Below are 25,642 nucleotides of genomic sequence, written 5' to 3'. Positions count from 1 at the left end.
AAACGGTATGACTGATTGCCAAACAACTCCCATATATCCCACTCGTAATGATTATCATTATCAACGACAATTATAATCTTATCATCTTTCCAAGCGCAGTCAATACAGTTTTGCTTTCAAAAGCGGTCATCCGCGGGCCGTACACTAAATTGTCTTACAATCAGTCTATCAAGAATTTGCAGGATTTTCTATAACCTTCATTTGGCTGCTTATCATTTTTTGCACATGATGACACGCTTGAGGGAAACAATCTGACAAACAGCGGCAAAATTCCTCCATGAAAATACAAATGTTCTTCCCACGTAGAAAAAATCCTTGATTTACATGTTTGAAAGAGAGATAATAAAAATTAAATTTGTGAGAAAATTTAAATATTAGGGGATGTAAATCATGAAAGTTGTAAAATTCGGAGGCAGCTCTCTTGCGTCAGGAGCCCAGCTTGAGAAAGTGTTTCAAATCGTGACGGCTGATCCCGCGCGGAAAGCCGTCGTCGTATCGGCACCGGGAAAACGCTTCTCGGACGATACAAAGGTGACGGATCTGTTAATCCGCTGTGCGGAGCATTATTTACAAAAAGGTGCAGCGCCCGAGCTTGCCGAAACGGTCATTGAGCGGTACGCCGCCATCGCGCGTGAGCTGAACCTGGATTTCTCTATTATAGAAAGAATCCGCAGTGACCTATTCGCTCTCTTAAACAGCTGTAAAACCAATCCCGAACAATATATGGATGCGGTGAAGGCGAGCGGCGAGGACAACAACGCGAAGCTGATCGCAGCCTACTTCCGGCGCCAGGGCGTGAAAGCGGAATACGTAAGTCCGAAAGAAGCGGGGCTGTTTGTGACGAATGAACCCGGAAGCGCGCAGGTGCTCCCTGAGTCTTATGATCATTTGTACCGTCTGAGAAACCGGGAAGGCTTGATCATTTTTCCGGGATTTTTCGGTTACACGAAGGAGCATGAGATTGTGACGTTTTCCCGGAGCGGTTCTGATATTACCGGCTCCATTCTCGCTAACGGCTTAAAAGCCGACCTGTACGAAAACTTTACTGATGTGGACGCCGTCTATTCCGTCAACCCGTCAATCGTGCGGCATCCGAAAGAAATTAACGAACTGACGTATCGGGAAATGCGTGAGCTCTCCTATGCCGGATTTTCCGTTTTTCATGATGAAGCGCTGATTCCCGCATTTCGGGCCGGCATCCCCGTTCAGATTAAGAATACGAATAATCCGGATGCGAAAGGAACACGCGTCGTCAGCAGCCGTGACAATACGAACGGGCCAGTCATCGGCATCGCAAGCGACACGGGCTTTTGCAGCATTTACATAAGCAAATATTTAATGAACCGGGAAATCGGTTTCGGCCGCAAAGCCCTTCACATTTTGGAGGAAGAAGGGTTGACGTATGAACACGTTCCATCCGGCATTGACGACATCACGATCATCCTTCGGCACAATCAGATGGACTCAGAACTGGAACACAGGCTCGTCACCCGTCTGAAGCAGGAACTTCAAGCAGATGAAGTCACAGTCAGGCACAATCTGGCGCTGATTATGGTCGTCGGGGAAGCGATGCGCCATAATGTCGGCACAACCGCCAGGGCATCCAAAGCACTGTCGGAAGCGGGCGTCAACATCGAGATGATCAATCAAGGGTCCTCGGAAGTCAGCATGATGTTCGGAGTGAAAGAAGAACAGGAAAAACACGCGGTGCGGGCGCTGTATGACGAATTTTTCGCCGGAGTTTTACTCTCATAGGACACCGCCTCTTTTTTCTCTTGTCCACTAATATCCCTTACAAAGCAGCTTCTTTTACATATTGTATGGTATAGACAATATGGAGGTGAAGCTCATGTCAGGATATTCAGGAGTCAGCTCTTTCGCTTTGATCGTTGTTTTATTTATCCTGTTGATTATTGTTGGTACTGCCTTCGTTGGCGGTTTCTAAGCATCACTCCGTCTATATGAGGACGCTGCGGGTTTTGACCTGCGGCGTTTTCTTTTGTTTTCCGCCGCTGTCCGAGTCCGGCCGCGCAAAAAAAAAGACTGCCGGGAACATTCTCGGGCAGTCTTTTCCTTTGTTCAGGTTATTTTCTTCTCACGTCATTCCTCTTTCAGCTACATGGAATTCAGCCTGATCTGTCTGGCCTGCACCTGTCACTGTAAAAATCGCGGCGGCTGCTAAACAAATAACAAACCATTTAGATTTCAATTTCATACAAACCCTCACTCCTTTGTATTTGTTTCCTTGCCTCTTCGACTTTCAGAAAATAGTCAGAAGAAATTTTAAAGCAATTTTGTTCATAGTAATATTTAGCTGCTTCTAGTGCTAAATCCTCTATATCGGCGTATAAATTTTTATCTTCCAGGTAACGGAAACACGCGCTGATTGTTTCCTCATCCGGTTTCGCCTGATACAGAGCCTGCAGCCATTCGAATTTTACCGTGTAAACGGGATCGTCTGTTTCTTTAGCATATTCATATCCCCGCTTGTGATATTCCGACGCTTTTTCTTTTTTTCCGAGTTTAAAGTAAATGAGTGTGATTAGAAAATATGCTTGAGGAAGAGAATTGACGATTCTTTGTGATTCAAATGTATCGACCGCCCGTTCAAAGTACGGAATCGCTTCACCGATGCGGTCCTGATTGTAGTAGCACAGTCCGAGGTTATACAGCGCCCTCCCGACAAGCTGCGCTTTTTGTTCTTTTTCGGCCATTTGCAGAGCGTGCTGAAAATGTTTGGCCGCCTGTTCAAAGCGCCTTTCATCCATTAAATTGACGCCGAATACAAAATGGCATTGAATGATCCGGACGTTATATGTGTCCTGCTCTACGTAAATTTCATAAGCGTTTTTTATATGTATCAAAGAAAAATACGTTTGTTTCATATGATAATAAGCTTCGGCCACTTTAAAATAAAACTCCGCCCGTTCCACGTGGTCCGATACGAAGGCCAGTTTTTTCTCAGCTTGTTTATAATATGTAATCGCTGAGATAAATTCTCTTTTATCAAATTCAAACATGCCTTTGAAAAAGTTGACGTAATAATCGAGAAGCCCTTTGAGGCCGGCCTGGCTGTTATCAATGTTATCAAGAATTTCCGACAGGGTCGGCTGGTCTTCTATCTTCAGTTTTTCCAGCGGCTCCAAGTAGTCCAGCATCAGCTGATGGCGAAATTCCATGAGGGAATAATAAAGCACTAAGTTCGAATCAGGCTCCATACGGTCAAGCTCTTGTTTGATCTCGGCTTTCAAGATCTCCGCATCCGGCACGCTGAATGTTCTGATGTATCGATACCACTCGTTAATTTTCTGCCCGACTGCTGAAGAAGGAATTAACCCGCTCTTCATTCCTTCACCCTCCCCATCCAAGACCTGTTTACCAGTTATTTTATCACGTTTCCGTCTCTTTCCATCCCGAAAAACACGCAAACTTTGTTTCGGCAGAGCGCAATTTTCCGAGTGGAGTTAAAACAGACGGCGGCCAGACGGGACCGCCGGTTCAAGATTATTCATTTTTCGTATTCAGCGGAAGGCGGATTGTAAAGGTCGTGCCTTTTCCTTTTTCGCTGTTAATATCTATCGTGCCTTTGTGCATTTCGACGAGCTGCCTGACGATGGACAGGCCGAGTCCGTATTCGCCGTATGCCGTATTCCTCCGGGACACGTCCGCCTTATAAAACCGCTCCCATATATGCTCAATTTCCTCTTTGGAGATGCCGATCCCGGTGTCTTCGATTTCAATCACCGTTTCTTTATAGCCTTCATACCCGCGCAGCGTGATGTCTCCCTTTTGCGTAAATTGTATGCTGTTTTTCGTGATGTTGACGAGAATCTGGATCAGCCTGTCATAATCGGCGAACACTTTGACGCCGTCCTCCACTTGAATCCGCAGCTGATTTTGTTTTTCCTCCGCCTGCTGATTGAGATGCTCTTTAATAATTTCAAACACCTCGATGAGCGGCAGGCTGAGCTTATCCAGTTTGATTTGCTGGGATCTGATTTTTTCATAATCCAGGTTTTCTTTCACGAGCCTGAGCATCCGCTTCGTTTCTTCGCTGATCAGCGAGAAGCATTTCTCTTTATCTTTTTCCGGGATGGTGTTGCTGTTAAGCCCCTCCACAAGTCCGTTAATGGTCGTCAAAGGCGTTCTCAGCTCATGGGAGACATCGGCGATAAATTGGCGCCTCCGTTTTTCAAGGCGGTCAATCTGCTCTCTCGATTGCTTCAGATTTTTGGCCATGATGTTGAAATCGGACGCCAGCATGCCGATTTCATCGCCGCCGCTGTTTTTAAGAGAAATATCGTAATCACCGGATGCCACTTTTCCGGTCGCATCCCGCAATGTCTGAATCCGCTTGACGTGAAATTTAGATAAAAGCCAGCTCAGCAGAATCGTGATGATAAGGGTGCTGATGATCGCGTAAATCATATAGCGGTTGACCTGACTGATCATCTGCTCGACCCCTCTGACGGGAGACACGAGCAGCACCGCTCCTTTAAATTGATCGTTGATAAAAAGCGGTTTTGCGACAAGCGATACTTCCAATCCTTCCGTATTAAAACGGTTCATTTCTGCTCTGATCTGAACGGTTTTCCCTTGCTTCAGCATGTGCCACTCTTTACTTTTCAGCTTCTCGCGCGGCGGCATATCGTCAGGAAAAAAGTAAGGCTGCTGATGTTCATCAAAAATAATAAATCTGGTCTCGCGCGTTTTTAACATGTCCTGATACGGATACAGGCGGCGCAGATCAAGATCGCGGCCGTTCAGCTCACTTGTGATCTGCTGGGCGTAAGATGACAGCTCATCCACTTTATTTTGATACGCAAAATCTTTCACAAAGTGCGAAAACAGGGAAATGATGATGAAAAAGGCCAAAATCAAAATGCTGACATGGCTTAACAGCAGCTGATATAAGTATTTAATCCTCATCAAATTTGTATCCTACCCCCCACACCGTGTATAAAAACGGTTTTTCGTCACTGGACAGTTTTTTGCGCAGCCGTTTAATATGAACATCAACCGTACGTTCATCGCCATAAAATTGATAGCCCCACACCTGCTCAAGCAGCTGCTCTCTCGAAAAAACCTGGCGCGGGTTTTGTGCGAGATAAAAGAGCAGATCGAATTCCTTCGGCGTCAGATTCTCGACAGGTTTTCCGTGCAGAAACACTTCCCGCGTCTTCTTATTGATTGAAAAACACGCCGTTTCGATCAAGTCGTCGCTTTTTACGGCCTGCCCCGTCGCCCGGTATCTTCTGATCACCGCTTTAATCCGCGCTACTAGTGTCAGCGGGCTGAACGGCTTGGTGACATAGTCGTCGGCCCCCATTTCAAACCCGATCACCTGATCAGACTCCGTGTCCTTTGCGGTCAGCATAATAATCGGCACACTGCTCGTCTCTCTTATTTTCCGGCAGATCGTCACTCCGTCCATGGATGGAAGCATAATGTCCAGAATGACCAAATCCCAGTCCTCTTCCGTAAACCGCTGATAGCCTTCCACTCCGTCATGGACAAATTCGGCTTCAAACCCTTCTTTAAAAAAGAACATTTCCGTCATGGTGCATACGCTTATATTATCTTCTATCATTAATATCTTCATTTGTTCCTCCGCTTATCTTGACGCTTTTTCTTATAATAGCACCATTTTACCCGGATGTTTTCGGGTTTCACAAATGTTAGTTTTTATTTCATCACCCGGAAATAGTTTGTTCATATTTTTTTCATACATTTCTCCTACTATATACATATCGGATGGCCGGTGCTAAAGAAGGCCGGTTTTACAAGATCTGACATCCATACGGAGGAACAGACATGAACTTTATAAAAAGAGCCTTTTGGAGCATGAAGGCAAAAAAGGGAAAAACATTTTTGCAGCTGGTTGTGTTTTCAGTGATTTGCATTTTTGTCCTGTCCGGTCTTGCGATCCAGTCAGCGGCAAAGAAATCAAGCGAACTGGCAAGGCAGCAGCTCGGCGGGAGCGTCACACTCCAGGCTGACCGCCAAAAGCAAATGGCGCAGCAGCAAAAAGACGGTGAAAAGAGGACGTTTGAATCAACACCGATTTCCGTCTCAGATGCCAAGAAGCTTACATCTTTACAGCATGTTAAAAATTACAATTTCCTCACGACAGCGTCAGCAAATGCAGAAAGCTTTGATGCGATAAAAAGCTCAGGCGAATCAGCCGATAACAGTTCCGGCGCCGGCCGTTTTCAAGGCGGCGGAAGACAGATGATTTCAGCGGATATCTCGATCGAAGGCGTGCTCTCTACGGCATTGCTTGATGATTTCACGGACGGGAGCTCAAAAATCACTGACGGACGCGCCATCACAAAAACAGATGCGGACGCAAAAGTCGCCGTGATTAATGAAACGCTGGCAGATCAAAACAAGCTGAAGGTCGGCGGCTCCATTACCGTTTCTTCAGCAGCGGATGATTCTGTGAAAACGAAGCTTAAAATTGTGGGAATCTATAAAACAACATCATCAGGAGACGATCAGGCACAGCATTTTTCATTCTTAAATCCTGACAATAAAATCTATACGCCTTACACCGCCGCGGCGGCGTTAAAAGGGTCTGATAACAAAAACAAAATCAGCTCAGCCGTTTATTATATGGATGATGCCAAATATATTGACTCATTCGTTGCGGCTGCGAAAAAAACATCTGTAGATGATAAAACCTACGCGCTGACGACAAATGATCAGGTGTATCAGCAAATGGTCGGCCCGATTGAAAATGTCACGTCATTTTCTAAAAACGTGGTATACCTTGTATCCATCGCGGGCGCGGTCATTCTTGGGTTGATCGTGATGATGTCGATCAGGGAACGTAAGTATGAAATGGGTGTCTTGATGGCGATCGGCGAAAAGCGCTGGAAGCTCATCGGACAATTCTTAACGGAAATTCTGGTTGTCGCGGTTATCGCCATCGGGATCGCATCCGTCACGGGCAGCCTTGTGGCGAATCAGCTCGGAAATCAGCTTCTTTCCCAGCAGGTCAGCTCAGCCGGTGATTCGCAGCAAACAAGCGGCTGGGGCGGAGGAGAAATGCTGCGGGGAGGCGGCATGTTCGGTCAGCATTCATCCGGCGCGGATGTCATCAGTACAATGCAGGTAAACGTCTCGCTGAATGACCTTCTGATTCTTAGCGGAATCGGCGTCGCAATTGCCGTCATTGCCACATTACTGCCGTCTGTATCAGTCATGCGGCTTCACCCTAAAACGATCCTGACCAAGCAGGAATAAGAGGAGGCAGCATAATGAGCCTATTAACCTTTCAACAGACCGGCTACTGGTACCAAGACAAATCACAGCCGCTGTTTCAGGATATAACGATCAGCTTTGAAAAAGGGAAGTTTTATACAATTGTCGGCGCCTCCGGAACGGGAAAAACAACGTTTCTGTCTCTGGCGGGCGGCCTTGACACACCTAAAGAGGGAAGCATCCTTTATAACGGAGAAGACATCTCCAAAATCGGATTAACCAAATTCAGAAATCAATATGTCTCTATCGTCTTTCAATCTTATCATCTGATCCCGTATATGACGGCGCTCCAGAATGTCACAACGGCGATGGAGATCACCGGCTCTAAGGAGAACAACAAAGATGCGTTCGCGCTCAGCATGCTGAAAAAAGTCGGCTTCACCGAACAGCAGGCCCGTCAGCGGGTGCTGACATTAAGCGGCGGACAGCAGCAGCGCGTTTCAATTGCGCGGGCTTTCTGCTGTGACACGGATTTGATTTGCGCGGACGAGCCAACGGGAAATCTCGACGAGGATACGTCAAAGGAAATCGTCCGGCTCTTTCAGGACTTGGCGCATAAAGACGGCAAATGCGTCATCATGGTTACGCACGACGAACAAATTGCCAAAGTTTCGGATATCAACATCCGCTTATCAAGAGGAAGTTTCACGGTAAAAGAAAACGGCACGGCCGTTTCCTGATACCGCGCCCCTGCCAGCGCAGACAGGGGCGCACCCTATATCCCCCTATTCAATAGAAGTGAACGTAAAAAGAGCGAGGGCTGCATCCCCCCGCTCTTTTTATTTATATCAGCTGTAAATAACGGTCCATATTTGATTGTCCGGCTGCTTTGATCAATTCTTCCGCCTTTTCCTCTTCCCCCGGCAAAGCGAGCCGGAGTTTGTCTTCAATGTCTTTTTCAGAAAGGCCGTTTCCCGGCGCTCCCTTCGGACAGTCGATACGTGTTTCATAGACATGACCGCCGGAAGCCGTAACCCGTACAATTGTAAAACGGCCCTTCGGAACGGCGTTTTCAGCCGGCAGAATTTGGTCATCGGAGCTGCGGTGAATCCGCTCAAATCCTTTTTGAAAGGATTCCGGAATCGGCTCGGATGTGAAATGTTCAACTGAAAAATCCTTACCGTGCAAAGCTAAGGTGATCACATATTCCACGCTGAACCGTCCCGCTTCGCCTGTTTTCGGGCGCCGTTCTGTCAATGCGGCGTCCCCGCCCGGCGGATAAATCACGTCGATCCGTTCCGTTTGGCCGAAAGTGAGACCATGTTCGGCCTTCAGCTTGAGAATGGCGTCCGCCGCATGATGAGCCGCCGAGCAAAACGGATAAACCTTAAACCAAAGTCCCGGGCTCACAATCCGCCAAGGTTTTCCCCACCCGTTTACAAGCAGGGTTTCTGCCCGTTCAAGATCGCCGTACAGTCCGAAAAAACCTTTCTCCCCGTCGAGCGCATGAACTGAGCCGCCGAAACCGGCCTTTGCAAGCGTTACGGCGAACAACCCGGCTTGAGCAGCCAGTCCGGCGTGGAGCGGCTTCATTTCTGTCCCGAATTGCACTCTCATGCCTCCGGAGCGGGCAGCCGCAAACCCGATTGCTTTCTGCAATTGGGTTTGATTCAGATTCTCCGCGAATCCGACGGCGCATGCGGCCGCAATGGCACCTAACGTTCCTGTATTGTGCCAGCCTTTCTCGTAATGATGCCTTCCAGCTGACTCACCGAGCCGCGCCATCACTTCGATTCCCGTCACATAAGCACCGAGAAAACGGCTTTTGTCTATACGGCCGGCTGATGCGGCTGCAATCAAAGCCGGAAGGATGACTGCGCTCGGATGTCCTCTTACATCAGAATGAACATCATCAAAATCAAGCGCATGTGCGATGAAGCCGTTAATGAGCGCGGATTGGGACGGCGCGGTTTTTTGATTTCTGCCGATAAGCGGCGCTATCGGCACCCCGCCTTCTTCTTCGGCCAGTTTTACCAGCTTTTCAACTCCTTTATCCCGTCTCCCCGCAAAGGCTGCCGCTGTAAAATCAAGCAGTCCTTTGCGCGCTTCTTTCATCGCTTCAGCGGATGTTTCCGGCACAGACGACATGACGGCCTGAGCAAGCCCGGCCGTCAGATTTTCCGTATTCAATCCGTCTGCTCCAATACGTTGACGGTCAGCCGGGCGAAAAACTCAGCCGCTGCCGGGAGCGCTTTTTCGTCGAGTGTGAAGGCGGGATGGTGCCATTCTTCTGTTCCGTTTGTTCCCATCCAGACGAAGAAGCCGGGGATTTTTTCTTGATATAACGCGAAGTCTTCGCCGCCGGGCGACTGTTCTGCCCGAACGGTTTGAAGCCCGAGATCTTCAGCCGTTTGTTCCGCCGCCTGAATGAAACGGGCGTCGTTCATCACTGACGGAAGGTAAGGATACCAGCGGAATTCGGCTTCTGCCCCGAACCCTGCCGCGATTCCTTCGGCAACCCGCTTCATATGTTTCGGAACAGCGTCACGCGCTTCCTTTTGAAACGTCCGGACGGTGCCTTCCATTTCAACATGGTCCGGGATGACATTCCAAGAGCTGCCGCCCTGAACTCTTGTGATGCTGACGACGGCATTGTGAAGCGAGCTGATATTTCTGCTGACAACTGATTGCAGGCCGCCGATGATCTGCCCTGCCGCCTGAATCGGATCAATGCTGTTATCAGGGATTCCGGCGTGGCCGCCTTTTCCTTTAACGGTGATTTCAAAGCGGTCGACACTCGCCATCAGCGGGCCTTCTTTCAGTCCGACCGTGCCGACGGGGAGGTCAGGTTTGTTATGCATGCCGAATATCGCCGATACACCGTCAAGCGCGCCGGCTTCAATGACCTGTCTTGCTCCGGCGGCGATTTCTTCTGCGGGCTGAAAAATAAACCGCACCGTTCCTTTCAGCTCATGCTTTCTCTCATTTAATAAGAAAGCCGTGCCGAGAATAGATGCCGTATGGAAATCATGGCCGCAGGCGTGCATCACGCCGCTGTTTCGCGAAGCAAACGGAAGGTTTGTTTTCTCTTCGATCGGCAATGCGTCGATGTCCGCTCTGACGGCGATGACGGGGCCGCTTTTGTCTCCTTTGATTTCAGCGATCACTCCGGTTTGAAGTTTCGGCACATCAAGAACCGTGATTCCTTCTTCCTCCAGCCAGCGGCGGATTTTATTCGTCGTTTCGTATTCCTCGCCTGACAGCTCAGGGTGTTCATGAAGGTCGCGGCGGATATTGATTAAACGTTTGTTTAATGATTCATACGTTTCATTTGCCATTTCTTCTTCTTCCCTTCTTAGACAAGTTCGGCGGGCTCTCCCACTTGCTTAATGAATTTTTTCGTCCGTTCGTTCTGCGGATTGTCAAACAGCTCTTCCGGCGTTCCCTGTTCGATGATGCGTCCGTCTGCCATAAAAATAACCTTGTCGGCCACTTCACGAGCAAAAGCCATCTCATGCGTGACAATGATCATGGTTGTCTGCTTTTCGGCAATTGATTTGATGACTTGGAGCACCCCGGCTACAAGCTCAGGGTCAAGGGCCGAAGTCGGTTCATCCAGTAAAATCGCGTGAGGATCAACAGCCAAGGCGCGCGCAATCCCGATCCGCTGCTGCTGCCCGCCTGACATCGTAATCGGGTAGCTGTCCGCTTTGTGTTCTAAACCGACTTGCCGCAGCAGATCCATACCGATCTGTTCCGCTTCTTTTTTCGGTTTCTTTTGCGCGGTGATCAGCGCCTCTGTCACATTTTGCAGGGCGGTTTTGTTTTTGAACAGGTTGTAATTCTGAAACACCATCGCCGTCTGCTGGCGAAGCTTATGAACGTCTTTGCGCGAATAGGACGAGGCATTCAGCTTTGCATCACCGATTTCAATGATGCCGTCATCCGGGCGCTCCAGCAGATTCAAACAACGGAGGAGCGTTGATTTTCCCGAGCCTGACGGGCCGATGATGGCCGTGACTTCGCCGCTTTTGATCTCAAGATCGATCCCGTCAAGTACGGTAAGGTCTTTAAATGCTTTTCGAATATGTCTGACTTGTATCATCCTGAGCCTCCTCCTATGTGCGATAAGGCTTGCTGATCGCCCGTTCGAGCAGATCCTGCAGCACACTGTAAATAATCGTAAGAATCCAGTACATGACCGCGACGGCTAAATACGTCTCAAAATATTTGAGGTTGCCTGATGCGTACATTTTTCCTTGGGCGAACATTTCCATCACTCCTAATGTAAAGGCGAGCGATGTTTCTTTTAACAGGCCGATAAACGTATTTCCCGTCGCGGGAAGCGCGTTTCTGACGGCTTGCGGGAAAATGATCCGTCTGTACGCCTGGGATTTTGTCATTCCGACAGACAGACAGGCTTCAAGCTGCCCCTCATCGACTGAGTTGAGCGCCGCGCGGAAGATTTCAGCCAAGTAGGCGGCATTTTTCAGGCTTAACCCGATAATCGCCGCAGTTAACGCCGTCATCTTGCTCATTCCGGGAAACAGCTGAGGCAGGCCGTAATAAATTAAGAAAAGCTGCACGAGCGTCGGCACGCCCCGGAAAAATGAAATATACACCTTTGACAGCTGGTGAAGCACAGGAACACGATTTTTTGTGATAAGCGCTAATATAAGGCCGCCGATCACGGCAAATACCATGGCCGCGACGGCCATAAGTAATGTGATCGGCAAGGCTTCGATTAACGCGGGAAAAGCTGAAAACATAAATCCCCAATCAATGCTGTTCATTCTCGATTTTCACCGCCGTTTCTTAATGCTTTGCTTCCGTTGTGATATCTTCGTTAAAGTACTTTTCAGACAGCTTTTTCAGCGTGCCGTCTTTCCGCAGGTCTTCAATGGCTTTGTTTACTTTTTTACGGATTTTATCGTGAGCCGCATCTTTCGCAAACGGGAAAGCGACTTTTTCATAGACAATCGGGTCTCCTGCTAATTTCAGAGGCAGACCGGTCTTTTTGATCTGGGCGATCAGGACGCTGCGGCTGTTTACATAAGCGTCAACCCGTCCGTAAGCCACGTCTTTCAGCGTACCTTCTTGTGTTTCATATGTTTTAATGTTGATTTTTTTATCCGGGTCCTTGCTCTCAAGGTTTTTCGCGTGGTTTGAGCCCAGAACGGCCGCCACTGTTTTTCCTTTTAGATCGTTGACTGATTTGATGTCTTTGTTATCGTTTTTGACGACGATTTGAGTGCCCGCATACGAATACGGTTCTGTGAAGTTATACGTTTTCTTGCGTTCGTCCGTGACAGCGACCTGGTTAGAGATGGTATCGAGTTTGCCGGTCTGGAGCTCTCCCATCAGACCGCTGAATTCAAGCAGCTTCCAGTCCAGTTTCATGTTGATTTTTTTCGCGACGGCTTCCATGACATCCACGTCAAAGCCGGTCAGCTTGCCGTTTTCTTTATATGCGAACGGATAGCTTTGTCCGGTGGCGCCTACATGCAGTACGTTATCGCCGCCTTCGCTTTCTTTTCCGTTTCCGCATGCTGATAAGACCGCCAAAAGCGCGGCAGACAGCAGCAAAGCCCATGTTTTCTTCTTCATTGAAATCCCGCCTTTTCCTATTAAAATGTTAATCCTGCAATTGTTTTTTTAAATAAATGGTGATGTGCCCTTTTCCTAAATCCTTTTCGCCTGCACGGACGTAGCCTTTCCGCTCGTACATGCCGATCAGCCACGGATGCTTGTCCGCTGTGCCCAGTGACACGAAAGGCGCTTTTAATGTATCGCGGAGCACTGTATTCTCCAGCCACTCCAGCATGTCCGAGCCCGTCCCTTTTTTTCCGGTTTCAGGATCGACGGCGAACCACCAAATATGAGGGACACCATACGGCCCGGGATTCGGCCCCCACGGCATCCGCAGAGAAATCGTCGCCAGAATCCGTCCGTCTTCTTCCAAAACGTAACAGGCGTTTTTTTGTATGTTATTCAAAACGAGCTCCTTATCCGCCGTGGCAGCGGCAAAGTTGATGCCGAGCTTGCGGATCGGTTCATACGCCCGCAGTGTCAGTGAAAGCAGCTCATCAGCGTCTGCCTCCGTTGCGAGCCGGTATTGTCTTGACATGATGAGCCCTCCTTTAGCCGGCATATCGGTTTGCCGGTTTTTCCAGTCCGAAATGTTCTCTGAGCGTCGTTCCTTCATACTCTTTTCTGAACACGCCCCGTTCTTGTAAAATCGGAATCACTTTGTCTACAAAAAGAGTGAGACCTTCAGGCAAAAGCGGCGGCATGATGTTAAAACCGTCACAAGCTTGTTTTCCGACCCATTCTTCCATCTTATCGGCAAGCTGTTCCGGCGTTCCGACAAAGATATGATGGCCTCTTGAACCCGCCACATATTTGTAAAGTTCGCGGATGGTCATGTTATCGCGTTTGGCCATCTCCTGAACGAGCTTGAACCGGCTTTTAACGGCATTCGACGCATCCGCATCCAATTCAGGCAGCGGGCCGTCAAGCGGGAAGGCGGAAAGGTCGACGCCGCCCAGATAGTTTTGCAGAATGTTCAGGCCGACAGACGGAATGATGAGGTCTTGGAGCTCTTCATATTTTGCCTTTGCTTCTTCTTCGGTATCGGCGATAACGGGAAAAATTCCCGGCATGATCGCGATTTTTTCAGGATCACGGCCGAAAGAAGCCGCTTGTTCTTTAATAGATTGATAGAAATCCTGCGCGGATTCCAAATGATTTTGCGCGGTGAAAATGACCTCCGCCGTTTTGGCGGCCAGCGCTTTTCCGTCTCCTGATGATCCGGCCTGAATAATGACCGGGCGCCCTTGAGGTGTGCGGGCGACATTTAACGGCCCTCTCACGGAGAAATATGTTCCTTTATGGTTCAATTCATGCATTTTGTCTTTATCAAAAAATGCTCCTGATTCTTTGTCACGGATAAAGGCGTCTTCCTCCCACGAATCCCATAATCCTTTGACGACTTCAACGAATTCTTCCGCGCGCTGATATCTGAGATGGTGCTCAAGATGCTTTTCGCCGCTGAAATTAAGCGCGGTCGATTCAATCGAAGATGTGACGACATTCCAGCCCGCGCGGCCGTTGGAAAGATGATCAAGTGATGCAAATTGCCTCGCGATATGGAACGGTTCGCTGTATGTGGTAGATGCGGTCGCCGTCAGACCGATGCGGGATGTGACCTGAGCGAGCGCCGACAGCAGCGTAAACGGCTCAAAGCGCGTCAGCACATTCGGATGTGATTTGCCGTCTATTGATAAACTGTCCGCCAAAAACAGCATGTCCAATTTCCCCCGCTCAGCCGTTTTCGCCAGTTCTTTGAAATAATCCAAATTCATGCTCGCGTCCGCCGGTGCCTGAGGATGTCTCCAAGAAGCGACATGATGGCCGGTGCCCGCGAGAAACACACCGAGTTTGATTTCTTTTTTCTTTGTCATGATGGATCTCCTTCTATTCTGAAATACGGTTCGGAAAATATTAACACCACTAAACCTATATTTCCTAGTAATTTTATAAGAATAAATCAAAATGTACAATTGTCAGGCAAGTTTGTCAATGCATTAAGACAAAAATCATGATATTTAAAAAAACCCGGCGCACCGGCCGGGTTATTTCTTCGAAACTGTATAGACGGTCCCTTTGACCTTTTTCTTAATAACGGCAATGATAAGCAGCAAAACGGGGAACAGCACTTGAAATGGAAGATGAATATAGATCGGCACAATGTTTAAGCCTTCATTCATGTGTTCCGAAAAATTGCTTGCGATGCTGATGGAGAGAATCAGCACCCCCAATCCGACCGGGAAGGCCAGCTGGGACGGATTTTTTTCTTTAAACAGCGTGGACACGCCCACGACAACCGCATATGTAAAAAGGCTGACTTTGAAAAAACCGCCGATGACGAGCACGAGCATGAAAAAGACATCCAGCCGGTCTAAAAACTCTTCCACTTTAATTGTCTGTATGGTGCTCAGCAGCGGAAATTGAGAGCGGAGCATTAAGTTGACGTCCAGCACACAAATATTAATCGCCACTGACATCGCCAAAAACAGCCCGCTGATGATAATCGCCAGAAATCCGGTTTTCTTCACCTTTTTCCGATCTTTTAAATAAGGGAAAATCATGACAAACACGATTAATTCACCGAATGGGATGAACATCGTCTGTTTAAACACGGAATAAATGACCGTTCCTGCACCCTCCGCTAAAACGGGCTGGAGAAATCTGAGGTTTATCGTGCCTGAGCTGATAATGAGGATCAGCCCGACGGCTGTCAGGAAATACATAATGCCAAACAGCAGCTCGCCGGCTCTCGCTATCACTTCAATTCCCTTTCTGACCGCAAATATCGCGGCGATCATCAGCATGGCATTCACAATTAAAAGCGGCGTGTCCTGGTAGGCGAAGGTGACAAGCATTTCGCCAAAATCCCGCAATACGCGGGCCGCGATATAAGCAAAATAGAGAATATAAAGAAGGGAGACAGCCCAGCTCAGATGTCTGCCGATCAGTTCGTTCATGTAATCTCTCGGAGAAGACTCAGGAAAAAATTGATACAGCGCCTGATAAACGTAGAAAAGCCCGAGACCGATAACGCACCCGAGAAGCACGGACAGCCACGCATCCCGCCCGGCCATCGTTCCCGGCGGGATCAATAACGAACTGCCCAATTCAAACAAAATGATCATAATAAACAGCTGACGCGTGCCGATTTTCGCATTTTCCATACGCTTCGCTCCTTTCTCCTCAAATCAATCATGCTCAAGCTTGTCTGAGAGAGGATTATTCCGCAAGCCCGTTCTTCTGATAATGACTTCCGTTTTGACATCTACGGGGAGATTTGGGAAATATTCTTCATCCCACTTCCCTTTGAACTTTTTCCATTTGTCCGGATGCTTCCGATAGATCAGGTCTCCGAAGCCGACGAAGTCATTCTTATGGGCTTTTATATCTTCAATCGATTTGGTGATATCTTTCTCAAGCTGCACGCTGAGCGCCTTTTGCATCGTCATCAGCACTTGCGGATCAGACAGATGGAAAGGGTATCTGACAGCGTCCACCAGCCCCTCGACCTGAGCATGCACGTGAATATACGGTTTTCCGTTCGGAAAAGTGGCCGTCACCTTTGTATTCTGGCGGGTGACCTGCAGACTGATTGCATGCTTCACGTTCTTCCAATCCGCATTGATGAACGTATGCTTGATCCTATTGAGCAGCCATACAGCCCCCACACTGTCGTCATCCTCAATCCAGTAATCCAGCCTCCCATCCTTTTTGAACACCGCCAGTCCGTCCGCTGACAGCACTGCTTTCGGTTCAGTTGTCTGCGTATTTTCCATCGTAGGACCGGCTTTATCGTCTCCGTGCATTTCATAACCCGGAATAAACGGCGACCCGGCCGGAGAAGCGAGATCAATCAGAACGTCCTGAAGGCTGGTTTTAATGACCCTGCCGTATTGTTCCTGCGTGAAGCTGAGCGTCTTGTTCACTTTATTGGAAGGGATTTTATCAATCGGCGTCAGCACTTTAATAATGTCTTCAGCCTTGCAATTATGCGCGATCACAACGGTTGCGGTCGTCCTGAATTCGGTGTCGCGGTCAAGATTGTCCAGAATAAAACTGAGCCCTTCCTCTTTCGCCAGTTTTTCACTGAACACCACGAGATTCGTATGGGCAAAATAGAGCCTTCTGGACACTTTCATCGAGCCTTTTCTCAAAGCTTCCGTCATATTGTCTCCGGACACCGAATAGACGGAAACCGGAGGCCGGTCTCCCGCTCCGCCGCCCTGCAGACCGCCGGCCACATTTCCCGGATTGATAATTTGGAAATGAAGGACGTATTTTCCCGTTTCGGTCCGGTCAATACCGATGGCGGAGATCACCGCTAAATCGGTCAGCTCCCTTTTATCCCAGCATCCGGATACAAACATAAGGGAAACCATCGTACAAAGGATAAGCATCCATTTACGTCTTTTCATTACCGTCGCCCTCTTCTACATCTTTATTAACCATTCCTCTGGATGTCTCCGGTTTCGGTCTTTGATGTTCCCCTTGGCGCCTGTTGTTTTCCTGCACGAGCAGTCCCGGCCTTTTTTCATCCGCCCATAACGGAGCGCGGAGGAGGGAATCTTTCAGCCCGCCCGGGGTTAAAGGAGCGAGCGGGGACATATACGGAAATCCGAATGAACGCAGGCCGCACAGATGGACAAACATCATGATAATGCCCAGAATCAGCCCGTAAAATCCCATAACCGCCGCCGACAGAATAAAGAGAAACCGGATCAGCCGCGCAGATATCGCCATGTCAAAAGCCGGGGTCGCAAAGCTGGCAATCGCCGTCAGCGCGACGACGATAACCATGGCCGGGGAGACGATGCCGGCCTGCACGGCGGCCTGGCCGATGACAAGCGCTCCGACGATGGAAACAGCGGAGCCGACAACTCTCGGAAGCCGGACACCCGCCTCCCTGAGAATCTCAAAGGCCACTTCCATCGTCAGCGCTTCAATCACGGCCGGGAACGGCACGGTCTCCCGCTGGGCCGCGATGACAATCAGCAGCTGGGTCGGAATCATTTCCTGGTGAAAGGTCGTCGCCGCCACATAAATCCCCGGCGCCACCAGTGAAATGAAGAAGATCAAAACCCGCAGCACCCTGATGCTGGTGGCGATATCAAATCGTGAATAATAATCCTCAACGGATTGAAAAAATTGAATAAATAATGCCGGCGCGAGAAGAACGAACGGCGTTCCGTCCACGACAATCGCAAATCGTCCTTCCAGCAGATTCCCCGCCACAACGTCCGGCCGCTCTGTATGATATACGGTGGGAAACACAGAAAACGGCGCGTCTTCAATGAGCTGTTCAATGTAGCCGGATTCCAGAATGCTGTCGATGTCAATGTGCTTCAGCCGCTTGCGGACTTCCTTAATCAGCTTTTTATCGCAAATTCCGTTAATATACATCAGCGCGACATCCGTATTCGTTTCGTGTCCGATCTCCATTTTTTCAACCCATACATCAGGCGTTTTTACATACCTGCGGATCATGGAAATATTGGTTTGCAGAGATTCAGTGAATCCCTGCCGCGGGCCGCGGAAAGAGACCTGGGTGCTCGGCTCTTGAATGGACCGGTGCTCTCCCCCTTCCGTGCTGGCGATCAGCGCCTTGTCAGCCCCGTCGACAAAAATGAGCGTGCTGCCCGCCACCAGCCCGGCATAAAGACTTTTCCATTTTTCTTCCTCTTTCACCCCGCCGATCGCAAGCGTTTTATCGTATATCAGGCAGACCGCTTGTTCCGGCTGAACGGACGGGATGTCGATTAAATCCTCCAGAAGGGATTGGCTGACAAGCTGTTCGTCTACCAAACCGGCGATATACACAATTGCGGCCGGAAGCTCTTCTTTTCCGATTTTCAGCCGGCGGATGACGACATCGGCACTGTTGCCGAACCTCTCAGACAGTTTCTTCATATTTTGCTTTAAGCTGAGGGAGATCGGCTCATCCCGCTCTTTGTCCGGCTGGCTGTCCGCTTCTTTTCTGCCTTCATTGTCACGGTCGTTTTGATCGGCTTTTTTTTGTTTCTTCTGCTTAAAAAATGGCGGCATATCGCAAAAAACCTTTCCTCGTTTTTTTCATATTCTTCCTGTACGGCAAAAGATTATGCACGGCGGAAAGTCTGTATAAGTTCTGCGTAATCGAAAAGGATAAAAAGGGAGAGTGATGCGCATGAAAATATTGGGGGTTTCATTTTTTTTGCTTGCTGCCTGTCTGATCATTTCAGTGACGATGGATATGCTGCAAGGTTTCAGTTTCTATGGAGCGGTCCAAAACAACCTGTCCGCTTTTAAATTGACCACCTTCTCAGAATGGCTGATGCTGTTTTTATTCGCCCTCTTTTTAATCAGAGAAATGATCGTTTTATATAAATCAGGTAAAAAAGATGCCTGACAGGCGCACGGCTGTATTGTGTCAAAAAAGAACACATCCCTCCTTCTTTCGGAGTTCATGTGTTCTTTTTATGTTTCCGGCGCAGATTGTTTTCAGATGAGGATATTTCCGCTTTCCGTATCTGTCGTGTGTTTCACAATGACGCCTTTGATAATGCGGTTGCCGATGATTTTAGTACTTACGGAGGAATTGGTTTGGATGGCGGAAGCAGAAGCGGCGGAAAGGTTGTTGATGGTATTGCCCGACACGAGGGAATTGGAGGCTCCGTTCAGATAGATGCCGATCGGGCTGCCCGCCGTTCGATTGATCGTGAGCGTATTGTCTATGACTTCATGCGTGCCTGAGTTCAGATACACGGTAACGATAAGCGGTGATGATTCAAAGCGGTTGCTGATGACAGAGGTTCCCGAGGATGTTGAACTGAACACGGGATAGTTTTTGTAGCTTTTGAAGAGATTTCCCTTGATGACAGCCCCGGCATCATTTGTCACAGATACGGCATAGGACTCCGCGGCGCCCTGATACGCATTCGGAATCAGCGTATTTCCTTCAATAACGGCATTTCCGCCTGTGACCCATATGCCCCGGCTGAACGATGTCAGCACATTTTGTTTTACGGTGATATTGCCGGCCGACATGCTGATTCCGTCTGTCACCTGATTCAGAGTGTTATTCATAAAGACGGCGTTTTCCGACAGCGTCGCCCGCATCCCCGTGCTTCGTCTCGTTTCGGAACGTCCGTTTTCAATGACATTGCCGTCAACGGTCACATCTTCTGCCTGATAGACGGAAATGCCCGTATTTTCAAATTGATTGATTTTGTTATGGGTGACGAGGACGCTTTTTCCCCTTACATCTATTCCGGTGGAAAAACCGGTAATCAGATTGTTGGAAATGACGGCATTGCTGCTGTCCTGTCCTTGTGACACACCTTGTCCGGCGACTGCGGTCCTTGAGCCGCCGTCTGACCGAAAGAAAACATTCCCCGAAATGACGGTATGTGCCCCATACCCGTAGCTGATTGTGTTATCGGAATGATTTCCTTCAATTAACACATTATATCCGTTAAAGTTGGTGACTGAGCTTGCGGCGTTTCCGGAAAAGAAGTTGTTGCGGACCGTAATATGAAGAGCTTCTTCATAATCAATATCGCCTTCTCCGTACGATTCAATATCGATTCCGAATTTCGGAGCCGTTCCGTTCCCTTGCCCGGCGTCTTCAATCACGCATTCTTCCACCGTAACGGTATGGCAGCCGGTGATTGAAATGTTGTTCCGCCTTGACTGCCTGATCTCACAGCGGCGGATGGTCACCTGTTCTGAAGTTTCGTAATCACTGTTTGTTTTTAACCCGAGCGGGCTGACAATTATGCCGTCTCCCGTAAAATCCGAAATCTTCACATTTTCGATCAGCACATTGCTGCTGCCTTCAATACAGATTCCAAACCCCCATTCATGGGTCGACCGCAAAGGGACATTGGTATACGTGTGTTCATCCCGTTCGCCGATGATCCGGCCGCCGGTGATGGTGACATTTTCACGCCTGCCTATATAGAAAGCCGAATAGCCCCAGGAGCTGTTCGGCGCCACTTTAATCGTGCATTCCGGATCTAAAACGATGGTGAGATGGCTCGGCACGTTAATCCCGGCGTTCCGAAACGGCTGGCTGCTGTCCCCGCCAAGCGTGCCGTTGATTTTATACGTTCCGGGCGGAAAAAACACCGTATGACAGCCTTCGCTTACGGCCCTGGCCAAGCATTGGTTGATGGCGCCCGTCACGTCGGTTTTTCCGTCTGCCGCCACACCGCAATCCGTAATATCCAATATACGATTCGACAAGTGATAATCTCCTCCTTCCTCTCTTATTGTCATCTTATTCCGCCATATCCCGCTCCGCCTGTACATACTTTAAATTTTATTAAAAAAGTTTATAAAGATAGTTTAGTCAGATAATATAACAAAATAAGTCATTGGAATTAGGAAAATTCGTCTATATTCAACGTTTTAATATCTTTTCATTCTGGAATTTTTTGAATTCAGTATAAATTATATTGACACAAGTATTATATAAGAATATGATTTTTGTAATACACTTTTTTAAGAAAGGGTTGGCTCAGGTGGCATCTATTGATAAGGACTCTATAACAGAAACTGTGCCGCAACGAGGCTTTTTCGGTCATCCCCGCGGCTTGTTAACACTGTTTTTCACCGAATTTTGGGAGCGTTTCTCCTACTATGGTATGAGAGCCATATTGCTTTACTATTTATACACGGAAGTCGCTCATGGCGGTCTCGGCTTTGATAAAACGACCGCAGTTGCCATCATGTCCATATACGGGTCTCTCGTATACATGTCGAGCGTCATCGGCGGATGGCTGGCCGACCGGGTATTCGGCACGGCAAACACCGTATTTTACGGCGGAATTTTAATTATGTTCGGGCACATCGCTCTTGCCTTCCCTGGCAGCACGGCGGCGTTTTTTACCAGCATGGCTCTGATCATTATCGGAACCGGCCTGCTTAAACCAAACGTATCCAGCGTTGTCGGAGATTTATATACGAAGGAAGACGAGCGCCGCGACTCAGGTTTCAGCATCTTTTACATGGGGATCAACCTCGGCGGATTGCTTGCGCCGCTAATTGTCGGAACACTCGGACAGAAGTACAACTACCACTTAGGCTTCGGATGCGCCGCGGCCGGTATGTTCCTCGGACTGATTGTTTTCGCTCTTACGAGAAAGAAATACCTCGGCAAAGCAGGCTCCAATGTACCGAATCCGATTTCTAAATCATCAGTGATCGGCACGGGAATCGGAGTGGTCATCGCAGCAGCCGTTATCATCGTTCTGATCCAAACCGGCTGGCTGACGATCCAGCGTGTGATTGACACCGTCAGTATCCTCGGCATTGTCATTCCGGTTATTTACTTTATCGTGATGTTCACGAGCAAAAAAGCGACGAAAACGGAAAAATCACGGCTTGCGGCTTATGTTCCGCTGTTTGTTGCAGCGGCAATGTTCTGGGCGATTCAGGAGCAGGGCGCGACGATTCTTGCTTTATATGCGGATCAGCGCACGAGACTTTCCTTTGCGGGCATGCATCTTGAGTCTTCATGGTTCCAGTCTCTGAACCCATTATTCATTGTTATTTTCGCGCCGGTGTTCGCCTGGATCTGGATGAAGCTCGGCAAACGCCAGCCTTCAACACCGATTAAATTCGCGATCGGCATTATCCTTGCCGGATTATCATTTTTAGTCATGGTGCTTCCGGTTATGGGCGGAAGCGGCGAGCTTGTGAGCCCGCTTTGGCTTGTGCTCAGCTTCCTTTTGGTTGTGCTTGGTGAGCTTTGCCTTTCACCGGTCGGTTTATCCGTCACAACAAAACTTGCGCCTGCCGCTTTCTCAGCGCAGACGATGAGCATGTGGTTTTTAACAAACGCCTGCGGTCAAGCCCTGAACGCAAAAGTAGTCGGTTTGTTTGATAAGATTTCTGAAGCGGCCTACTTCGGCTCAATCGGTCTTGTTTCGATCATTCTCGGTATTATTTTGATTCTTCTGTCTCCCGTCATTAAACGGGCGATGAAAGGCGTACAATAAAAGAAAAGCCTGCGGAATCGTCCGCAGGCTTTTTTTATGCGTCTATCGTTTTAACTCCTCAAGTGTTTCTCTCCATCTCTTCAAGACATCTTCCGGTTCGTGGAGCTGGATGGCCGGTCCGGATGTCAGATCCGCGTATTTCGCCCGATCTTCCTTGACGGTGATCACGCGGCAGCTAAACTGTTCCCGCTCGTGTTTCGCCTCTTTCAGCGGCGGAAGCGCCTCACATTCCAATGTGACGTAATATGCGGCTCCTCCGTGCCAGGCGATGAAAAGAGCTTGTCCCGAATGCAGAAGGCTTCTTACGGTCGTCGTGTTTTTCCATAAGGCGAGCCGGAGATTTGTTTTGCTCACGGCCACGATTTCACCGGCGCTGATCATGGCCGCGTGCGGACGGCCTTCTTTTGTCACGGATTGGAGCACAAATGCGTCGTGCTGCTTTTTTTCAAGCTCCATCCCGTCTAAAAGCGTGTAAAGCGCCTCGGGCAAGTGCTCCGTCAGCATTACGCTTTTCTTTCCGGAACAGCGGGAACATGTGCGGCCGTCTCCGTTTCTTTCGGATCAATTTTAAATGCCGGGTTGAATGCCGCCGGATTCGTGATGCTTTCCGGTTCACAGGATCTCCATGTGAAAAAGCAGGTTTGGCATTGGTAAATTTCCCAGGCGCCTTTGACCGGCGATTGGCTGACGGTTTCTCCTTTTTTCGATTCACAGCGCGGGCATGTTTTCATTGCAACCTCATCCTTTCTTATTGATTCATTAAGTCCATCAGTTTTTGTTCCCACTCTTTCGTTGTCAGCGGAGAATCAAGCGGCTGCGAATAATGGCCTCTTGTTTCCGGCGCGACAGGCGTCGTGGCGTCAAGAATCATTTTGTGTGTCATCCCTGCCGGATCAGACCCCGGGTCAAGCGGAAGGACGGACAGGTCAGGAATGATGACTGCATCGTGTTTCGGATGCATTTTCGTTGAGAGCGCCCACATGACTTGCGGCAGGTTAAACGGATCGACATCCTCATCCACGACAATGACCATTTTGCAGTAGCCGAGTCCGTGCGGCGTGGTCAGGGCGCGCATGCCGACCGCCTTGGCAAATCCGCCGTAGCGCGTTTTCGTTGAAATGATGGCGATCAGGCCGTGCGTATACATCGCGTTCACGGCGACAATTTCGTTCGGATAAGCTTCCTTGAGCTGCTGGTAAAGCGGCACGCACGTATTAATGCCGATCATATAATCGCACTCCGTCCACGGCATGCCTAAGTATAAATGTTCAAAAATCGGATTGTTTCTATGATATACCCGTTTGATTTTGATCACCGGCATGCTGCGGCCGCCTGAATAATGGCCCGTGAACTCACCGAAAGGTCCTTCGTATTCCCGTTCTCCCGCAAGGATCTCTCCTTCCAGAACGACTTCAGCGCCCCAAGGGATGTCTAAATCAGACAGTTTAGATTTGACGATTCTGTAGGGCTCCCCTTGAATCGCGCCGGCCATTTCATACTCGGATTGATCGTATAACAGCGGAGTTGACGCAGCTGTCGTAATCACCGGCTCACAGCCGAGCGCGATCGTAACGGGAAGATTCACGCCGCGTTCTTCAGCTTGGCGAAGATGAATCGCAATATCATGCTGAGGCACGGGCTGAATGCCGAGGCGGTCTTTTCCCTTTACCTGCATTCTGTAAATACCGACATTCTGCTTGCCGAAATTGTCCGGATCTTCAAGATCGCGGGAAATGACGCACGCTTTATCCAAATAGTAGCCGCCGTCCCCCTGGTTGATTCTGAATAGCGGAAGGATGTCAAATAGATTGATATCTTCCGTTATTTCATTTTCATGAAACGGCGCGGTTTCTTCCCGCTTGACCGGTACCGGAAATGCATCGTACCGTTTGGCGAACTCAAAGAATTGTTCCTTTACCGGCGTATCTTTCGGCATGCCGAGCATCATCGCGTGATTCGGCCACGAGCCGATGACATTCAGAGCCACCTGCGCATGGTGATGTCCGTAAATATTGTTAAACAAAAGCGCAGGGGTTTTATCCCCGAGATTGCTGGCTGCACGCGCGGCGGCGCCCAGATCCGGCTCCGGTTTCACCTCTTCGTTGACTGTTAAGAGCTGCCCTTCTTTTTCAAGAGCGGCGAGAAATTCCCTAAAATCCTGATAGGCCATTATCAGGTTCCTCCTTTTTGTTTTTCAATTCCGTACCACCGTTTCGCTTCCGGCAGACGGATGCCGAACTGATCGAGCGTCCGGAACACAATATGGTCGATCAATTCATCCATGTCAGCCGGCTTGTTATAAAATGCCGGCATCGGCGGAAGAATGACGGAACCCATTTTTGTAAGCGCTAGCATATTTTCTAAATGAATTTGGCTGAGCGGCGTTTCTCTTGTCAGCAGCACAAGTTTTTTCCGCTCCTTCAAGATGACGTCAGCCGCCCTTGTCAGCAGATTGTCAGCCATTCCGGTGCGGATGCTTGCCAGTGATTTCATGCTGCAAGGAGCGATGATCATCCCGTCCGTTTCAAACGAGCCGCTTGAAATCGCCGCCGCTTGGTCTTTGTGAGAATACGTATAGGATGCGAGTTTCTCGACATCTTTTAACGTATAATCGGTTTCATGTGTAATGGTGACATTTGCCCAAGGAGACACGACAAGATGGGTTTCGATCTCCGCGGCTTTTAAATATTCTAAAAGCCTGATCCCGAATATGGCTCCCGTTGCCCCGGTCATTCCGATGACGAGCTTCATATTGACCCCTCCTTTACGCTTGAAATGTGGTGTCAAAACCATCATACTCCTGATATATCCATATGAAAAATATTCGTTAAATCTATGTATCATACCTTAAAGGTATAAAAGAAAGG

Annotated in this window: 25 protein-coding genes; 6 read left to right on the top strand and 19 right to left on the bottom strand. The window is 48.9% G+C overall.

The window, feature by feature from the left end; all coding sequences use genetic code 11:
- The first annotated feature begins 390 nt into the window (after nucleotides 1-390).
- The gene (locus GNE05_RS02310) at nucleotides 391-1,755 is read left to right on the top strand and encodes an aspartate kinase (RefSeq protein ID WP_045508518.1); all 1,365 of its coding nucleotides are present in this window, start codon (nucleotides 391-393) and stop codon (nucleotides 1,753-1,755) included.
- A gap of 79 nt (nucleotides 1,756-1,834) precedes the next feature.
- On the top strand, nucleotides 1,835-1,945 hold the full coding sequence (locus GNE05_RS02305) for a YjcZ family sporulation protein (RefSeq protein ID WP_369878517.1): 111 nt from the start codon (nucleotides 1,835-1,837) through the stop codon (nucleotides 1,943-1,945).
- Nucleotides 1,946-2,095: 150 nt separating this feature from the next.
- Here the strand turns inward: GNE05_RS02305 and GNE05_RS02300 are convergent, their stop codons facing one another.
- The 4 genes from GNE05_RS02300 to GNE05_RS02285 all read right to left on the bottom strand — a co-directional run bounded on the left by GNE05_RS02300 (nucleotide 2,096) and on the right by GNE05_RS02285 (nucleotide 5,602).
- Nucleotides 2,096-2,215 carry a phosphatase RapC inhibitor PhrC gene (locus GNE05_RS02300; protein WP_003156334.1) on the bottom strand — a complete coding sequence of 40 codons (120 nt, stop codon included), beginning with the start codon at nucleotides 2,213-2,215 and terminating at the stop codon, nucleotides 2,096-2,098.
- Nucleotides 2,199-3,347, bottom strand: a complete 1,149-nt coding sequence (locus GNE05_RS02295; RefSeq protein WP_014304340.1) for a Rap family tetratricopeptide repeat protein — start codon at nucleotides 3,345-3,347, stop codon at nucleotides 2,199-2,201. The genes GNE05_RS02300 and GNE05_RS02295 overlap by 17 nt, the downstream gene beginning before the upstream one ends.
- 157 nt (nucleotides 3,348-3,504) lie before the next feature.
- Nucleotides 3,505-4,932, bottom strand: a complete 1,428-nt coding sequence (locus GNE05_RS02290) for a two-component system sensor histidine kinase YclK (RefSeq protein WP_100261600.1) — start codon at nucleotides 4,930-4,932, stop codon at nucleotides 3,505-3,507.
- A complete protein-coding gene (locus GNE05_RS02285; RefSeq protein WP_014416901.1) occupies nucleotides 4,919-5,602 on the bottom strand; it encodes a two-component system response regulator YclJ in 684 nt (227 codons plus the stop codon). The genes GNE05_RS02290 and GNE05_RS02285 overlap by 14 nt, the downstream gene beginning before the upstream one ends.
- 212 nt (nucleotides 5,603-5,814) lie before the next feature.
- Here GNE05_RS02285 and GNE05_RS02280 point away from each other — a divergent pair, with 212 nt between their 5' ends.
- Together GNE05_RS02280 and GNE05_RS02275 are read left to right on the top strand one after the other, a co-directional pair.
- Nucleotides 5,815-7,248, top strand: coding sequence for an ABC transporter permease (locus GNE05_RS02280; RefSeq protein ID WP_061861849.1), 1,434 nt, complete (start codon nucleotides 5,815-5,817; stop codon nucleotides 7,246-7,248).
- A gap of 14 nt (nucleotides 7,249-7,262) precedes the next feature.
- Nucleotides 7,263-7,946: an ABC transporter ATP-binding protein gene (locus tag GNE05_RS02275; protein ID WP_071181529.1), complete on the top strand. Its 684-nt coding sequence runs from the start codon at nucleotides 7,263-7,265 to the stop codon at nucleotides 7,944-7,946.
- A 103-nt stretch (nucleotides 7,947-8,049) separates the two neighbouring features.
- On the opposite strand, the gene GNE05_RS02270 is transcribed toward GNE05_RS02275, so the two are convergent.
- The 10 genes from GNE05_RS02270 to gerKA all read right to left on the bottom strand — a co-directional run bounded on the left by GNE05_RS02270 (nucleotide 8,050) and on the right by gerKA (nucleotide 18,837).
- The gene (locus GNE05_RS02270) at nucleotides 8,050-9,396 is read right to left on the bottom strand and encodes an MmgE/PrpD family protein (RefSeq protein ID WP_109566693.1); all 1,347 of its coding nucleotides are present in this window, start codon (nucleotides 9,394-9,396) and stop codon (nucleotides 8,050-8,052) included.
- Nucleotides 9,393-10,544 (bottom strand): M20 peptidase aminoacylase family protein, encoded by a 1,152-nt coding sequence (locus tag GNE05_RS02265; protein WP_053285475.1) that lies wholly within the window; start codon nucleotides 10,542-10,544, stop codon nucleotides 9,393-9,395. The genes GNE05_RS02270 and GNE05_RS02265 overlap by 4 nt, the downstream gene beginning before the upstream one ends.
- Before the next feature lie 17 nt (nucleotides 10,545-10,561).
- Complete coding sequence (locus tag GNE05_RS02260) at nucleotides 10,562-11,311, bottom strand: amino acid ABC transporter ATP-binding protein (protein ID WP_014416896.1); 750 nt, start codon at nucleotides 11,309-11,311, stop codon at nucleotides 10,562-10,564.
- Between the two features lie 13 nt (nucleotides 11,312-11,324).
- Nucleotides 11,325-11,999: an amino acid ABC transporter permease gene (locus GNE05_RS02255; RefSeq protein ID WP_007410261.1), complete on the bottom strand. Its 675-nt coding sequence runs from the start codon at nucleotides 11,997-11,999 to the stop codon at nucleotides 11,325-11,327.
- A gap of 22 nt (nucleotides 12,000-12,021) precedes the next feature.
- On the bottom strand, nucleotides 12,022-12,813 hold the full coding sequence (locus tag GNE05_RS02250) for an amino acid ABC transporter substrate-binding protein (protein WP_014416894.1): 792 nt from the start codon (nucleotides 12,811-12,813) through the stop codon (nucleotides 12,022-12,024).
- A gap of 28 nt (nucleotides 12,814-12,841) precedes the next feature.
- Nucleotides 12,842-13,333 (bottom strand): GNAT family N-acetyltransferase, encoded by a 492-nt coding sequence (locus GNE05_RS02245; protein WP_003156352.1) that lies wholly within the window; start codon nucleotides 13,331-13,333, stop codon nucleotides 12,842-12,844.
- Nucleotides 13,334-13,346: 13 nt separating this feature from the next.
- A complete protein-coding gene (locus GNE05_RS02240; RefSeq protein ID WP_025650003.1) occupies nucleotides 13,347-14,672 on the bottom strand; it encodes an LLM class flavin-dependent oxidoreductase in 1,326 nt (441 codons plus the stop codon).
- A 168-nt stretch (nucleotides 14,673-14,840) separates the two neighbouring features.
- Entirely contained in the window at nucleotides 14,841-15,959 is a 1,119-nt protein-coding gene (locus GNE05_RS02235) for an endospore germination permease GerKB (protein WP_014416891.1), read from the bottom strand.
- A gap of 24 nt (nucleotides 15,960-15,983) precedes the next feature.
- Nucleotides 15,984-17,210, bottom strand: coding sequence for a Ger(x)C family spore germination protein (locus GNE05_RS02230; RefSeq protein WP_022552581.1), 1,227 nt, complete (start codon nucleotides 17,208-17,210; stop codon nucleotides 15,984-15,986).
- Nucleotides 17,197-18,837 (bottom strand): spore germination protein GerKA, encoded by a 1,641-nt coding sequence (gene gerKA, locus GNE05_RS02225; protein WP_014416889.1) that lies wholly within the window; start codon nucleotides 18,835-18,837, stop codon nucleotides 17,197-17,199. Before gerKA ends, GNE05_RS02230 begins: the two co-directional genes overlap by 14 nt.
- A gap of 121 nt (nucleotides 18,838-18,958) precedes the next feature.
- Here gerKA and GNE05_RS02220 point away from each other — a divergent pair, with 121 nt between their 5' ends.
- A complete protein-coding gene (locus tag GNE05_RS02220; protein ID WP_014720711.1) occupies nucleotides 18,959-19,180 on the top strand; it encodes a YczF family membrane protein in 222 nt (73 codons plus the stop codon).
- A gap of 92 nt (nucleotides 19,181-19,272) precedes the next feature.
- Here the strand turns inward: GNE05_RS02220 and GNE05_RS02215 are convergent, their stop codons facing one another.
- Nucleotides 19,273-21,018, bottom strand: a complete 1,746-nt coding sequence (locus tag GNE05_RS02215; protein WP_160182385.1) for a right-handed parallel beta-helix repeat-containing protein — start codon at nucleotides 21,016-21,018, stop codon at nucleotides 19,273-19,275.
- 278 nt (nucleotides 21,019-21,296) lie between these two features.
- On the opposite strand from GNE05_RS02215, the gene GNE05_RS02210 reads away from it, so the two are divergent.
- On the top strand, nucleotides 21,297-22,775 hold the full coding sequence (locus tag GNE05_RS02210; protein WP_160182384.1) for a peptide MFS transporter: 1,479 nt from the start codon (nucleotides 21,297-21,299) through the stop codon (nucleotides 22,773-22,775).
- 42 nt (nucleotides 22,776-22,817) lie between these two features.
- On the opposite strand, the gene GNE05_RS02205 is transcribed toward GNE05_RS02210, so the two are convergent.
- From GNE05_RS02205 to GNE05_RS02190, 4 genes are read right to left on the bottom strand one after another with little or no spacing between them, the layout of a single operon-like run.
- A complete protein-coding gene (locus GNE05_RS02205) occupies nucleotides 22,818-23,279 on the bottom strand; it encodes a pyridoxamine 5'-phosphate oxidase family protein (RefSeq protein WP_160182383.1) in 462 nt (153 codons plus the stop codon).
- Nucleotides 23,279-23,506: a non-oxidative hydroxyarylic acid decarboxylases subunit D gene (locus GNE05_RS02200; protein WP_007410250.1), complete on the bottom strand. Its 228-nt coding sequence runs from the start codon at nucleotides 23,504-23,506 to the stop codon at nucleotides 23,279-23,281. Before GNE05_RS02200 ends, GNE05_RS02205 begins: the two co-directional genes overlap by 1 nt.
- Nucleotides 23,507-23,523: 17 nt before the next feature.
- Nucleotides 23,524-24,945, bottom strand: a complete 1,422-nt coding sequence (gene bsdC, locus GNE05_RS02195; protein WP_012116784.1) for a phenolic acid decarboxylase BsdC — start codon at nucleotides 24,943-24,945, stop codon at nucleotides 23,524-23,526.
- A 2-nt stretch (nucleotides 24,946-24,947) separates the two neighbouring features.
- Nucleotides 24,948-25,562: a non-oxidative hydroxyarylic acid decarboxylases subunit B gene (locus tag GNE05_RS02190; RefSeq protein ID WP_160182382.1), complete on the bottom strand. Its 615-nt coding sequence runs from the start codon at nucleotides 25,560-25,562 to the stop codon at nucleotides 24,948-24,950.
- Between the last annotated feature and the right edge of the window lie 80 nt (nucleotides 25,563-25,642).

Source organism: Bacillus sp. AM1(2019) (genome assembly GCF_009906915.1).
Lineage (GTDB): Bacteria > Bacillota > Bacilli > Bacillales > Bacillaceae > Bacillus > Bacillus velezensis.
The sequence above is the reverse complement of the archived record's forward strand: the minus strand, read 5'-3'. Positions and strand labels throughout refer to the sequence as shown.